Consider the following 13,496-nt stretch of genomic DNA (forward strand, 5'->3'; position numbering starts at 1 on the left):
GGCCTGCACCGACGGCGGCGCGACGCGCGCGACCTCGGCCGCGCCGATGCCGGCTTCGACCAGAAAATCGCTGCCGCCGCCGAGAATGACGAGATGCTGCACCTCGTCGCGCTGGATCAGCACCAGCCGGCGCTGATCGTCGATTGGCACCTGCTCAAGCACCGCAAGCCGGTGGCCGGGGTCGCGGCTGTGACCGTAGCGGCGCGAGCGCCGGCCCAGCAACACGACGATGATGGCGAGAAGCACCAGCCCGATAAAGGCCAGCAAGGCTCCGCCGAGACCCGACAGGTCGGTTAGCGCGGAAAATATCTGCATGGCTTCTCAACCGCTCCCATTGCATTCACGCGTGCGCGGCTGTCTCCCGCGACGGGCCGCGCACCGCCCCCTTTTTGTCGCGCAATGCCGGGCTCGGCAAGTGTGCGCCGTCTGGCATGGTTATCGCTGGCGCCGTATCGGGCGGGAGGCCGCACAATCGCCGCTTGCTCCCGCCTGCCGGGTCGGGCACCAAGAAGTAAGGGATGAATCGCCTCCCATGGCCCGCTCGGCCCGAGCGGGCGTTGGAGTTCTGGCGTGGGCGTTTCTGGCGTGGATATGGCGGACAGCGGAACCGACGATCTGAGGCATGATCGACCGGAAATCGGCGGCAGCATCCGGCTGGTGCTGGCGGTCGCGCTCGCGCTCGTCGGGGCCGTGGTCTGCCTGCTGCTGCTCGGCCGCGACCGTGCCGATCCGTGGATCATCGGCCTGCTGACCCTCCTGGCGGTGGCCGGCGTGTTCGCGCTGTTCGCCTATGCCACCGGGCTGCTGCGCTTCGGCCTGCCCGAGCCGCGCGACGAGCTGGCGCGGCGCATCGTCGACAGCGCCAGCGAGGGCATGAGCATCGTCGATCCGCTGGGACGGGTGCTCTATTGCAATCCGCGCTATCGCGACATCACCGGCGCGGCCAGCGAGGACGAGGTGCGCCCGGTCGAGCGGCTGTTCACCAGCGATCCCGACGCCTCAGAGGCGGTGTACCGGCTGGCGCAGGGCGTGCGCGAGGGCAAGGCGCTGACCGAGGAGGTGCGGATTGCCGGCCTGCCGGACCAGCCGGCACGCTGGCTCAAGCTCGGGGCGCGCCCGGCCCATTCCACCCGCGCCGGCCGGGCCGTGGTGTGGACGGTGAGCGACCTGACGCGCGAGCGCGAGCGGCAGGAAAGCGCCTTTCTCGAACTCCAGCACGCCATCGACTATCTCGACCACGCCCCGGCCGGCTTCTTCTCGGCGGCGGGCGGGGCGATCCACTACATCAACGCCACGCTGGTCGACTGGCTCGGCTACGACCTCGCCGAATTCGGTCCCGGCGGGCTCTCGGTCGCCGATATCGTGCCGGGCGCGGCGGCGACGCTGCTGACCGGCATGGCCCCGGCGCCGGGCAGCGTGCGCACCGAGGTGATCGACCTCGACCTCAAGCGCAAGAACGGCCAGCGGCTGCCGGTGCGCCTGTGGCATCGCGTGGCGTTTGCGGCGGACGGCACGCCCGGCGCCTCGCGCACGCTGGTGGTCGACCGTTCCCATGGCGAAAGCCAGGCCGACCCGCTGCGCGCGGCCGAAGTGCGCTTCGCCCGCTTCTTCCACAACTCGCCGATCGCCATCGCCGCCATTGACGGGCAGGGGCGGATCGTGCGCGCAAACGCCATGTTCGCACGGCTGTTCGGCGGGCCGAATGCCGAGGCTGGGCGCCCCATCACCCGCATCTTCGGCGAGCCGGCACAGGCCGGCTTCAGCGAGGCGGCGGAGCTGGCGCTGAGGGGCCAGACCCCGCCAGGCCCGGTCGATGTGGTGCTGGACCGCGAGAGCGGACGCTCGGCCCGGTTCTACCTCTCGCCGGTGAAGGACGGCGAGGCCGAGGGCGAGGCCGCGATCGTCTACGCCATCGAGACCACGGAACAGCGCGCGCTGGAGGCGCAATTCGCGCAGAGCCAGAAGATGCAGGCCGTCGGCCAGCTCGCCGGCGGCGTGGCGCATGATTTCAACAACGTGCTGACCGCGATCATCGGCTATTCCGACCTGCTGCTGGCCAATTCCCGGCCCACCGATCCGTCGTTCCAGGACGTGATGCAGATCAAGCAGAACGCCAATCGCGCCGCCGGGCTGGTGCGCCAGCTTCTCGCCTTCTCGCGCCGCCAGACGCTGCGCCCGCAGGTGCTGAACCTCGGCGACGTGATGAGCGACCTGTCCATGCTGCTGCGGCGCCTGCTGGGCGAGACGGTCAAGCTGGAGGTCAAGGAAGGGCGCGACCTGTGGCCGGTGAAGGCCGACCTCAACCAGTTCGAACAGGTCATCGTCAATCTGGCGGTGAATGCGCGCGACGCCATGCCGGACGGCGGCAGCCTGACCATCCGCACCGCCAATGTGCCGGTGAGCGAGGCGGCGGACTATGCCGAGGCCGGCCTGCCGGCGGCCGATCATGTGCTGGTCGAGGTGGCGGACACCGGCTCGGGCATACCGCCCGATGTGATCGACAAGATCTTCGAGCCGTTCTTCACCACCAAGGAAGTCGGCAAGGGCACCGGGCTCGGCCTCTCCACCGTCTACGGCATCGTCAAGCAGACCGGCGGCACGCTGCAGGTGGAGAGCGAGCCGGGGCGGGGCTCGGTGTTCCGCGTGTTCCTGCCGCGCCACATTCCCGAGGCGGTCGAAATCCCGGCCAAGGCGGCCGAGCCGGAGACGCCGCCCAAGCCCGCCGACCTGACCGGGCGCGGCACGCTGCTGCTGGTGGAGGACGAAGAGGCGGTGCGCGCCTTCGCCGCCCGCGCGCTCGCCTCGCGCGGCTATCAGGTGCTGGAGGCGGGCTCGGGCATCGAGGCGCTGGAAGTGATGGCCGAGCATGGCGACGAGGTGAAGCTCGTGCTTTCCGACGTGGTGATGCCGGAAATGGACGGGCCGTCGCTCTTGAAGGAATTGCGCGCGGCCAATCCCGACATCAAGGTGATATTCATGTCGGGTTATGCCGAGGAGGCGTTCGCCAAGAATCTGCCGCAGGGCGCCGCTTTCGGCTTCTTGCCAAAGCCCTTCACGTTGAAGCAGCTTATCGAGACAGTGAAAGAGAATATCGGCCGTAACGACTAGAGCCTTTCCCGATCGGATGGGCTCATCTGATCGAAGAGGAATGGCTCCAGCGTATTGAATCGAGTGCGCTTTCTTCTCGTTCGGATGTTTCCATCCGAACGGAAAGGGCACTAGGCTATCCTCAGACCAAGCCGGAGATATGCATGAGCGTCGGCGTCGACCGCCTGTTCGAGGTCCTGTCCACCGATTTCGCCGAGCGTGAAGGGGAGAGCGTTGCCGGCCTGTTCGCCGCCGATCCCGACCGTTTCCAGCGCTTCTCGGCCTCGCTGGGCGATATGCTGCTGGACTTCTCGAAATGCGCGCTCACCGAGCGCACGCTCCAGCATCTGCTCGATCTCGCCTGGGCGGCGGATGTCACGGTAAAGCGCGACGCCATGTTCGCCGGCGACCGGATCAACCTCACCGAGGACCGCGCCGTGCTGCACACCGCGCTGCGGGCGAAGGCGGGGACGCCGGTTCTCGTCGACGGGCAGGACGTGCTGCCGGACGTCGCCGAGGTGCTGGGGCGCATGGCGGACTTCGCCGAGGGCATCCGCTCGGGCGCCATCGCGCCGGCACGGGGCGGGCGCTTTACCGATGTGGTGAATATCGGCATTGGCGGCTCCGACCTCGGCCCGGTGATGGCGACGCTGGCGCTGGCGCCCTACCACGACGGCCCGCGCCTGCATTTCGTCTCCAATGTCGACGGCGCCCATCTCTACGACACGCTGAAGCCGCTTGATCCCGCGACCACGCTGTTCATCGTGGCCTCCAAGACCTTCACCACCCAGGAGACCATGACTAACGCGGCGACCGCCCGCGCCTGGCTGGTGGCGGCGCTGGGCGAGGCGGCGGTGGGCGCGCATTTCGCCGCGGTCTCCACCGCGCTCGACAAGGTGGCGGCGTTCGGCATCGCGTCCGACCGTATCTTCGGCTTCTGGGACTGGGTGGGCGGACGCTATTCGGTGTGGTCGGCGGTCGGCCTGCCGCTGATGATCGCGATCGGGCCGGGGCATTTCGAGGCGTTTCTCGCCGGCGCCCACGCCATGGACGAGCATTTCCGCACCGCCCCGCCCGAGGCCAATTTGCCGATCCTGCTGGCGCTGACCGGCATCTGGCACCGCGACGTCTGCGGTTACGCCACCCGCGCGGTTATCCCCTATGACCAGCACCTCTCGCGGCTGCCGGCCTATCTCCAGCAGCTCGACATGGAGAGCAACGGCAAGCGCGTGACCCGCGAAGGGACGCCGGTCGCGCGTTCCACCGGGCCGGTGGTGTGGGGCGAGCCGGGGACCAACGGCCAGCACGCCTTCTTCCAGCTCATCCACCAGGGCACCGACCCGGTGCCGGTGGAGTTCCTGATCGCGGCCAAGGGCCATGAGCCGGGGCTGGAGCACCATCACGCCATGCTGATCGCCAACTGCCTCGCGCAGTCCGAGGCGCTGATGCGCGGGCGCACGCTGGACGAGGCGCGCGACCAGCTGCTCGCCAAGGGCGTCTCGCCGGCGGAGGCGGAGCGGCTCGCGCCGCACCGCGTGTTCCCCGGCAACCGGCCCTCGGTGACGATTGCCTATGACAAGCTCGACCCGTTCACGCTGGGGCGGATCATCGCGCTTTACGAGCACCGCGTGTTCGTGGAAGGCGCGATCTGGGATATCAATTCGTTCGACCAGTGGGGCGTGGAACTCGGCAAGGAGCTGGCGGCGACGCTGCTGCCGGCGGTGGAGAGCGGCGTCGCGCCGCCCTCGCTCTCCGGCTCCGCGGCCGGGCTCTTGCATCACCTCACCGCTCGCTCCGCCTGAGCCGTCTCCCGCCTGTTCCCGCGTATTCCGAGGCATCCATGATCCGCGTCGTCGCCACCACGCCTTTCGAGGGCCAGAAGCCCGGCACTTCCGGCCTGCGCAAGAAGGTCCCGGTGTTCCAGCAGCCGCATTATGTCGAGAACTTCATCCAGTCGGTGTTCGACAGCCTGGAGGCCTATGAGGGCGAGACGCTGGTGATCGGCGGCGACGGGCGCTTCTACAATCGCGAGGCGATCCAGACCGCGATCAAGATGGCCGCCGCCGCCGGCTTCGGCCGGGTGCTGGTGGGCAAGGGCGGCATTCTCTCGACGCCCGCCGCCTCCTGCGTGATCCGCAAGCACGAGGCGTTCGGCGGCATCATCCTCTCCGCCAGCCACAATCCGGGCGGGCCGCACGGCGATTTCGGCATCAAGTACAATATCGGCAATGGCGGGCCGGCGCCGGAGAAGATCACCGACGCGGTGTTCGCCCGCACGCGGGAGATCACCGAGTTCCGCATCTCCGACGCCGCCGATGTCGACCTCGACACGCTGGGCATCACCCGGATCGAGGACATGGTGGTCGATGTGATCGACCCCGTGGAAGACTATGCCGAGCTGATGGGCACGCTGTTCGACTTCGCGGCGATCCGTGACCTGTTCGCCGGCGGCTTCACCATGCGGTTTGATGCCATGAGCGCGGTGACCGGACCCTATGCCAAGGCGATTCTTGAGGAAACGCTCGGCGCGCCGGCGGGCAGCGTCATCAATTTCGAGCCGCTGCCGGATTTCGGCGGCCACCATCCCGACCCCAACCTGGTCCATGCCAAGGATCTGTACGACCTGATGATGTCGGACGCCGCGCCCGACCTTGGCGCGGCCTCGGACGGCGACGGCGACCGCAACCTGATCATCGGGCGCGGCCAGTTCGTCACGCCGTCGGATTCGCTCGCGATGATCGCGGCCAACGCCCATCTGGCGCCGGGCTACAAGGCCGGGCTCAAGGGCATCGCCCGCTCCATGCCGACCTCGGGGGCGGCGGACCGGGTGGCGCAGCAGCTCGGCATCGCGCTCTACGAGACGCCGACCGGCTGGAAGTTCTTCGGCAATCTGCTCGACGCCGGGCTCGCCACCGTGTGCGGCGAGGAGAGCGCGGGCACCGGCTCCGACCATGTGCGCGAGAAGGACGGGCTGTGGGCGGTGCTGATGTGGCTCAACGTGCTCGCCGTGCGCAAGCAGCCGGTGGCGCAGATCGTGCGCGAGCACTGGGCGACCTATGGGCGCAACTACTACACCCGCCACGATTATGAGGAAGTCGACGCCGCCGCCGCCGAGGGGCTGATCGCCGACCTGCGCGCCCGGCTGGACGGGCTGCCCGGCACGAGCCTCGGGGCGCTGACCGTCGAGAAGGCGGACGATTTCGCCTATCACGACCCGGTGGACGGCTCGGTGACCACCAAGCAGGGCATCCGGGTCTATTTCACCGACGGTTCGCGCATCGTCTACCGGCTGTCGGGCACGGGAACGGCGGGCGCGACGCTGCGGGTCTATATCGAGCGCTTCGAGCCGGACGCGGCGCGCCACGACATCGAGACCCAGGCGGCGCTGGCGGACCTGATCGACATCTCGCGAAGCCTGCCGGATATTGCCGGCCGCACCGGCCGCGCCGCGCCCGACGTCATCACCTGAGCGCGGACGCCTGAGGCGCGAAGGGGCTCAGGCCCCTTCGCCGTAGCGCAGGGAATCGGTCCAGAGCAGCTCCAGCCGGCGCAGCACGTTGAAGGCGGTTTCGAGCTCCTGCGCGTCCGACACGTTGCGGGCGCTCTGGCGGTTCACATTGTCATGCATGGCGCGGATGGCCTCGCACAGCGCGTTGGCCTTGTCCGTCAGGCGCAGCCGCGCGGAGCGGCGGTCGCGCAGCGAGGCCGAGCGGTGCACGTAGTCGGCTTCCACCAGCTGCTTGAGATTGTAGGAGGCGTTGGAGCCGAGATAGTGCCCGCGCTCCAGCAGGTCGCGCACCGAGAGCTCGTCATTGCCGATGGTGAACAGCAGCATCACCTGAGAGGGGCTGATGTCGTCCGTGCCGAGGCGGGTCAGCTCGACGCGCAGGAGATCGAGAAAGCGCCGGTGGGCGCGCTCGATCAGCCGCGCAATCTCCAGATGCGTGACCGTGACCTCGGGACCTTCATTGACGCTACTCATATGCGGGAAGCCTTTGAAAGCATGGGCACCGATCGACCTTTGATGTGGGCGTGACGGCGGCCGCCGAAATGACGGTCCCCGTTAGCTGTCGGCTGTAGCGGCCGCATCATGGCCGGATGGCAATCCCGATCTCCCGGCATCGCTTTGTCTGCACTCCTGCGAACCCTGCGCCACGCGGGACGGACCATGCCGCGGCCCGAAGAAAAGGTCGCGAGCAAAAGGCCGTCCGCGTGTGTCATCATCATGGCGTATCCCTGACGGGACTCACAGCTAATGTCGTGAAATTAACAGTGTTTCGCCAGGAGGAAAGCCCCGGCGCACAAGCGGGCGCCGGCTGGCCATATGTGGCCGTTGCGGTCAGTGGCTTTCCTGAAGATGCGCTTCGAGAAACCACAGCGCCTTGTCGAGCGAGCGCGAGGCGGCGGTGAAGATATCCGCCGTGGTGGCATCGCCGGCATCGCCGGATTCGTCGATCGCCTTGCGCACGCTGTTGGCGACGATGCCGTAGCGCTCGATCAGCGCCGCGAGGTGATCCTTCACGGCGTAGATGTCGAGCGGGTAGGGCTTGAGGCTCGTCGCCTCGGCGACGACCTGCGTCGAGCCCAGCGCGGTGCCGCCGAGCTGGACCACGCGCTCGGCCATGGTGTCGGTGTGCTCGTCGAGCTGGGCGCGCAGTCCGTCCAGCATCTCGTGGACGGCGATGAACTGCGGGCCCTTGAGGTTCCAGTGCGCCTGCTTGGTCGCAAGGGCAAGGTCCAGCCCGGCAGCCAGATTGGCGTTCAGAAGCTGGATGGAAACCTGCTTGGCATTGGAGGGGACGTCGTTGTTCGTCTTGTGCTCGCGCATGTTGTTCTCCCTGGCGGACCCGGCCGCGCGCAGTATGCCACCAATGCCGCCCCCGGGCGATGGCGCGCGGGCGTCGCCCCCTGCTGAATGTGCAGCACTGGCACTGCGACCAAAGGTCAGTTCAATAATTTTGAATTTCGAACTTTTTTAATGGCTTTTCTGCCACAATGCTGGCAGATGGTGAAATGGCGGGCTGGCTTTGTCACGCATCAGCATAGGTGCGGACGCCAAACGAAGCGTGCGACGTGTCTCGACTCTTCGGCCTCGGCCTGTCGCGTCACTCGAAGCCCACGGATCGCGGCGCTTACCTCGCGTGAGCGGGGTGAGAGGTTGCGCTGTTTCCTCTGTGTTTTGAAGGACGGCGCGCCGGGAGCTCGCGATGGGAATGAGACTTTTGGAAGGTATCTCTACGGATCCTCGTCCGGGTGCCGCGGCGTCGAATGTCGCCGGCGACCGCGGTGGAGGAGACCGGTCGGAGCCTTGCCATAGTTCGACAGACGACACCGGCCCGGGAGACAATAGCGTGAGCATCCTTGAAGGCGTGATGAGCAAGACCGTATCGCCGCGTGTTTTCGGCCGCGCATCCGACGTGCCCGCCGCCAATCTTCCCCCTCAGGCGCCGTCGGAGCACGAATTCCTCGGCGTGAAGCTGGCCAATCTGACCGAAAAGCAGGTGGCGATGCAGATCGCCGCCCGCCCGGTGGATGCGCCGTTCGCCTATGTCGTCACGCCCAACGCCGCGCATTTCAACCGCCTCGCCCGCCTCGGCGACAAGCGCTTCAACGACGCCTACGAGCACGCCTGGCTGCGGCTGCTCGACGGGCAGATCCCGCGCGCGCTCGCCAAGATCTTCTTCGGGCAGAGCATTCCGCTCGCCACCGGTAGCGACGTGACGCTCGACCTGCTGCACAATCACATCCTGCCTGACGACGTGGTGACGGTCATTGCCAGCACCGAGGAACTCCGCGCCGGGCTCAAGGAGCGCTTCGGCCTGCGCAACGTGGCGCTGCATGTGCCGCCGCGCGGCTTCGTGAAGGACGAGAAGGCGTTTGCCGCCTGCATCGACTTCGTGATGGCCCATCCCGCACAATATGTGTTCTTCGCCGTCGGCGCCCCGCAGTCGGAATATCTCGCCCGTGCCGTGTTCGCGCGCGGCGATGCGGTGGGCACCGGGCTGTGCGTGGGCAGCGGCCTGCTGTTCGCCACCGGCCTTTCCCGGCGCGCGCCGCCGTTCTTCCGCCGCAACGGGCTGGAGTGGTTCTACCGGCTGATGTGCAACCCGCTCGGCCATGCCCGGCGCATCTTCGTCGAATCCATGCCGATCTTCCTGATCGTGCTGCGCGCGCGCTTCGGTTCGGATAAGGTTTCCGGCGGCAAGACCCCAGCCCCGATGTGATGAGGACCGACGTGGACGACGCCTTCTCCGGTACCGTTCTCGTCACCGGGGCCGCCGGGTTTGTGGGTCGCACCGTCTGCCGTCATCTCCTCGCTCAAGGCTGGCGGGTCCGCGCCGGCATCCGCCGCGCGGGGATGCCCGCGGACATTGCCGGTCATCCGGCCTTACGCGAAACACCGTGCGACCTGAGCAAGCCGGACGAGGTGCGCGCCGCTGCCGAGGGCGTCGACGCGGTGGTCCATGCCGCCTATGGCGAGGTCGCGGGCATGGAACGCGAATTTGCCTGCCTGCTGGACGCCGCCGCGCGGCCTGACGCCGCCCCGCCGCTGGTCTATCTCAGCTCGATCGCGGTCTATGGCGAGCGCACCGGCGAGGTCCGCGAGACCGATGCGCCGGCCGGCGGCCTGACCGACTACGCCGCCGCCAAGCTCACCTGCGAGAAGTATCTGCGCGAATGGACCCAGGCGGGCCGCAGCGCCACCGTGCTCCGCCCCGGCATCATCTACGGCTCGGGCAGTCCGTTCTGGATCGAAAAGCTCGGCCGGCGCATCCGGCGCGGCGCCTGGGGCACCTTCGGCGCGGATGGCGAGGGGCTGGCGGCGCTGGTCCATGTCGATGAGGTGGCGCGGGCCATCGGCCTGGCACTGCGGGCCGCGCCCGGCGAGGGCATGCGCGTGCTCAACATCACCGGGCCGGACAGCCCGAGCTGGAACGGCTATTTCACCACGCTCGCCGCGCATATGGGATGCCGGCTACGCCCGATCGGGACGCTGGAGCGCCGGCTGCGCATCGCCGCCTCGCTCCCCGCCAAGGTCTGGCGACGCCTGCGCCTGCCGGGCTTCGAGGCGCTGGCGCTGGCGCCGACACGGGACGAGATGAAGCTGTTCGCCCGCAAGGCGCGCTATTCCTCCGAGCGCGCGCGGACCGCGATCGGATGGGAGCCCGCGATCGGGCTCGAAGACGGGTTGAAGAGAACGCGGCTCGTCGGCTAGAGCCTTTGCGGTGGCTCTGGAGCCTTTTCCGCGCGGGCTTGGGGCGCGGACCGCTCCGGCTGGCGCCGCGACGTATCAGTGAAGGGCGGATGGGCACGAACAGCGAGGGCGCGGGGCAGGGCGGGCGCAAGGTTTCCGGTTGGGCGGCGATTGCCGGGCTGGAGGCGGCCAGCCGTCTGTTCCTGCAAGTGCTCACCACCGCCGTGCTGGCGCGGCTGCTGACGCCGGACGATTTCGGCACCACGGCGCTGGTGCTGACCGTGGTGACGATCTTCAATGTCTTCGTCGCCGTGCCGTTCGAAGAGCCGCTGTCGCAGCGCAAGCATCTGCGCGGCATCCATGTGCGCACCGCGCTGGCGGCGAGCTGGGCGATGGGGCTGCTGTTTCTCGCCCTGTCGGTGCCGGTCGGCTGGGGGCTCGGCCAGCATTACGACCTGCCTGAGCTCGCGCTTCTGCTTCCGGCCGCCTCACTGATGCTGTTTCCCAATGTCGCGGTGGTGATGGCGACCGCGGTGGCGCGGCGGCGGAGGGCGTTCAATGCCATCGCGCTGTCGACGCTGGTCGGCAATGTGGTCGGCACCGTGGCGGCGATCGGGCTGGGCTTCCTCGGCGCGGGGCTGTGGGCGCTGATCGCGTTCCGCGTGGCCGCGATCTTCGCGCAGGCGATCGTGCTGGTCGGGCTGGTGGGCATGAGCCTGAAGCCGGCCTGGTCGCGGCGCCATTACACCGATCTCGCCGGCTTCGCCTGGACCATTCTGTGGGACCGGCTCACCGACAACCTGACCTATCTGCTGTTCAACTTCATGGTGGCCAGCATGTTCGGCATCGGCGTGCTCGGCCAGTTCAACATGGCGATGCGGGTGATCGAGCCGGTGCGCGGCGCGGTGATCGCGGTGAGCCACAATCTGAGCTTCGCGCTGTTCCTGCCGGCCGCGCACGGGGCGGGGGACCTTGGCCTTCTGGTGCGCCGGTTCTGCGCGCGCACGGCGCTGGTGACCTCGCCGATCTTCTTCGGCATCGCCGCGGTGGCGCCGCTGCTGGTTCCGGTGCTGGCGGGGCCTGGCTGGGAGCAGGCGGTGCTGATCGCGCAGATCCTCGGCATTGGCGGCGGGCTGGTGACGGCGACACAACTGGTGATCACCGCGCTCTCCGCTCTCGGCCGGCCCCAATATTCGCTGTGGCGCGGCGTCACGCGGCTCGCCGTCATCGTCGCCGCGCTGGCGAGCATCGGGCCGTTCGGCGCGGTGGCGGTCGGGCTGTCGCGGCTCGCCGGCGACCTGACCGATACGCTCGGCGCGCTCGTGCTGGCGCGGTGGCGGCTGGCGATACCGCTGCGGCGGCTGCTCGGCGACCTCGTGCGGCCGCTGGCCTGTTCCGGCCTGATGGCGGGGGCGGTGGCGCTGGCCGGCCCGCTCCTGCATGCGCGGCTGGGCGAGATCGGCGGGCTGGCGGCGGCGGTAGCGCTCGGCGCCGTGCTCTATCCGGCGCTGCTCGCGCTGCTTGACCGCGCGGGTCTTTCCGCCGTGCTGGCGGCAGTGCGCAGGCGGTAGCGCTATCCCTGCCGGTCCAGCACGAAATGGCGGGCGGAGCGGGCGGGGAGCGCGATCATGGCGAAGGGGTCGAAATGCGCCGGACCCTCGCCAAGCGGCCCGAGCCGTGTCCGTGACGCATCGAAGCCATAGGCCGCGATGGTGCGATAGCTCTGGTCGAGGTGCAGGCGCAGCGGCAGTTCCCGCGTCGAGCGGTTGATCGCGATGACATGCAGCCGCGTGCCGGCGACGCCGCCATAGAGCGCGAGCTCGGCCCTCCCGTCGTGATCGAGGCGCACGCGGCGCGGGGGAAACATCCCGCCCTTGCCGTCATAGTCGCGATAGAGCGCGAAGGCGTTGCCGACCTGTCCGTCGAGCGGCCCCCAGTGGCAGGCATAGGCGACATTGGCCTGCGCGAAGCGGCCGAGCACGTCGGCGACGGCGAGCCCGGTGGCGAGCTGGCCGACGCCGCCGAAATTGAACTCGGTGACGCCGAGCAGCGTGCCCGGATAATGTTTGGCGATCAGGCGGTTGAGGCTTGGCAGGATCGGCAGGGCGAGCTCCACCTTGTCGCTGACCGGCAGCGCGCGGATCACCCAGCTGTCCTCCGCGAAGCCCGCCTCGGTGAGCGAGCGAGGGCCCGCGAGCACCGCCTCGGCATGGGCCGGGTCCTCAGTGTTGAGCAGGTCGCCGAGGTTGGACTGCGGATACCAGTGCACGTCCAGCACATCGAGCAGCCGCGCGCCGAAGGCATCGGAGGCGACGCGGAAGGCATCGAGATAGGCGGCGATGAAGCTGCCGAAATGCGCGTAATCCGCCCAGTCCGGCGCGTGCTGGAAGTTCTGGAACTCGGTGACGCCCCAGCTCGCCGGGCCGAACACCAGCGCATGGGGGTCGATGGTCTTGATCACCTTCGCCGCCGCGATCGAGCGTTCCAGCAGGCTCTTGACGGTCGGCGGCTCAAGCACGATGCGCGGATGGGTTTCCGCCCACAGGCCGGGCTCGTTGTCGAGCGAGTAGGCGCGGATGCCGGTCGGCGTGTTCGCCTGACCATAGGTCTCCACCAGCCGGCGAATGAGCTGGGGCATGTCGCACACCGTCTTGTCGATGGGCGCGAAGGCCTCGGTGTCGGAGGACCAGCGCAGCGGCACGAAGCGGGCGGACGGGGCGTGCTCGGATTCCGGCACCTCGCCATTGGCGTCGGCGGCGACATAGCCGGCGAGTTGCAGCGTGACGAGGCTCTGCGCGCCGCAGTCGAGGCTGTTGCGGTGCATCTTTGCGATGACGGCGGCGGGCTCGGCGCGCTGCTCGGGCGCGATGTCGAGGAATTCCGCGAGGCCGAGGACATTGGCGTGATACCAGTCCTTGCCGGCGTTCTGGGTGTTGTTGGTCCAGTTGTAGGTGGTCATGAGATTGCCGCCGAGCCGGCGGAACGGCGTGCGCAGCCGCTTGTCGAACACGATGGAAGGCTCGCCGCCCACCATGCGGCCGAACTCGTTGGAGCCGTAGATATAGGGCGAGATCGGCTCGGCCCGCGCGCCGTCATGAACGCGTGCCGAGACGCCCGCCGCATGGGCTGCGCCTTCGAGCGTCATCGGCAGCAGGGCCGAGGCGAGCGCGCCTTTCAACAGAGATCGCCGTGTGGTCATGGAGTGCGGGTATCG

9 protein-coding genes and 1 pseudogene are annotated in these 13,496 nt (G+C 68.6%); 6 read left to right on the forward strand and 4 right to left on the reverse strand.

What is annotated here, in order from left to right:
- A pseudogene (locus VRZ77_RS21085) lies at nt 1-315 on the reverse strand (hypothetical protein); the annotation flags it as partial.
- Nucleotides 316-591: 276 nt separating this feature from the next.
- Here VRZ77_RS21085 and cckA point away from each other — a divergent pair.
- The 3 genes from cckA to VRZ77_RS21100 all read left to right on the forward strand — a co-directional run bounded on the left by cckA (nt 592) and on the right by VRZ77_RS21100 (nt 6,556).
- On the forward strand, nt 592-3,108 hold the full coding sequence (gene cckA / locus VRZ77_RS21090; RefSeq protein WP_414594543.1) for a cell cycle histidine kinase CckA: 2,517 nt from the start codon (nt 592-594) through the stop codon (nt 3,106-3,108).
- A gap of 143 nt (nt 3,109-3,251) precedes the next feature.
- A complete protein-coding gene (pgi, locus tag VRZ77_RS21095; protein WP_414594535.1) occupies nt 3,252-4,889 on the forward strand; it encodes a glucose-6-phosphate isomerase in 1,638 nt (545 codons plus the stop codon).
- A gap of 38 nt (nt 4,890-4,927) precedes the next feature.
- Nucleotides 4,928-6,556, forward strand: coding sequence for an alpha-D-glucose phosphate-specific phosphoglucomutase (locus VRZ77_RS21100; RefSeq protein ID WP_414594536.1), 1,629 nt, complete (start codon nt 4,928-4,930; stop codon nt 6,554-6,556).
- Between the two features lie 27 nt (nt 6,557-6,583).
- Here VRZ77_RS21100 and VRZ77_RS21105 read toward each other — a convergent pair whose 3' ends face one another.
- Together VRZ77_RS21105 and dps are read right to left on the reverse strand one after the other, a co-directional pair.
- Nucleotides 6,584-7,069: a MarR family winged helix-turn-helix transcriptional regulator gene (locus tag VRZ77_RS21105; RefSeq protein WP_414594537.1), complete on the reverse strand. Its 486-nt coding sequence runs from the start codon at nt 7,067-7,069 to the stop codon at nt 6,584-6,586.
- Nucleotides 7,070-7,426: 357 nt separating this feature from the next.
- A complete protein-coding gene (gene dps, locus VRZ77_RS21110; RefSeq protein ID WP_414594538.1) occupies nt 7,427-7,915 on the reverse strand; it encodes a DNA starvation/stationary phase protection protein Dps in 489 nt (162 codons plus the stop codon).
- A 523-nt stretch (nt 7,916-8,438) separates the two neighbouring features.
- On the opposite strand from dps, the gene VRZ77_RS21115 reads away from it, so the two are divergent.
- The 3 genes from VRZ77_RS21115 to VRZ77_RS21125 all read left to right on the forward strand — a co-directional run bounded on the left by VRZ77_RS21115 (nt 8,439) and on the right by VRZ77_RS21125 (nt 11,853).
- A complete protein-coding gene (locus VRZ77_RS21115; RefSeq protein ID WP_414594539.1) occupies nt 8,439-9,311 on the forward strand; it encodes a WecB/TagA/CpsF family glycosyltransferase in 873 nt (290 codons plus the stop codon).
- A gap of 11 nt (nt 9,312-9,322) precedes the next feature.
- On the forward strand, nt 9,323-10,303 hold the full coding sequence (locus VRZ77_RS21120; protein WP_414594540.1) for an NAD-dependent epimerase/dehydratase family protein: 981 nt from the start codon (nt 9,323-9,325) through the stop codon (nt 10,301-10,303).
- A gap of 89 nt (nt 10,304-10,392) precedes the next feature.
- Nucleotides 10,393-11,853 carry an oligosaccharide flippase family protein gene (locus tag VRZ77_RS21125; protein ID WP_414594541.1) on the forward strand — a complete coding sequence of 487 codons (1,461 nt, stop codon included), beginning with the start codon at nt 10,393-10,395 and terminating at the stop codon, nt 11,851-11,853.
- 2 nt (nt 11,854-11,855) lie between these two features.
- Here VRZ77_RS21125 and VRZ77_RS21130 read toward each other — a convergent pair.
- On the reverse strand, nt 11,856-13,496 hold a 1,641-nt coding region (locus VRZ77_RS21130; protein WP_414594542.1), incomplete at its 5' end, for a glycoside hydrolase family 44 protein.

This window comes from Ancylobacter sp. G4_0304 (assembly GCF_047501495.1).
In the GTDB taxonomy this organism is placed as follows: Bacteria; Pseudomonadota; Alphaproteobacteria; order Rhizobiales; family Xanthobacteraceae; genus Ancylobacter.

Coding starts and splice junctions, on each gene's coding strand:
- cckA (WP_414594543.1), top strand. CDS start 592: ATGGCGGACAGCGGAACCGACGATCTGAGGCATGATCGACCGGAAATC.
- pgi (WP_414594535.1), top strand. CDS start 3,252: ATGAGCGTCGGCGTCGACCGCCTGTTCGAGGTCCTGTCCACCGATTTC.
- VRZ77_RS21100 (WP_414594536.1), top strand. CDS start 4,928: ATGATCCGCGTCGTCGCCACCACGCCTTTCGAGGGCCAGAAGCCCGGC.
- VRZ77_RS21105 (WP_414594537.1), bottom strand. CDS start 7,069: ATGAGTAGCGTCAATGAAGGTCCCGAGGTCACGGTCACGCATCTGGAG.
- dps (WP_414594538.1), bottom strand. CDS start 7,915: ATGCGCGAGCACAAGACGAACAACGACGTCCCCTCCAATGCCAAGCAG.
- VRZ77_RS21125 (WP_414594541.1), top strand. CDS start 10,393: ATGGGCACGAACAGCGAGGGCGCGGGGCAGGGCGGGCGCAAGGTTTCC.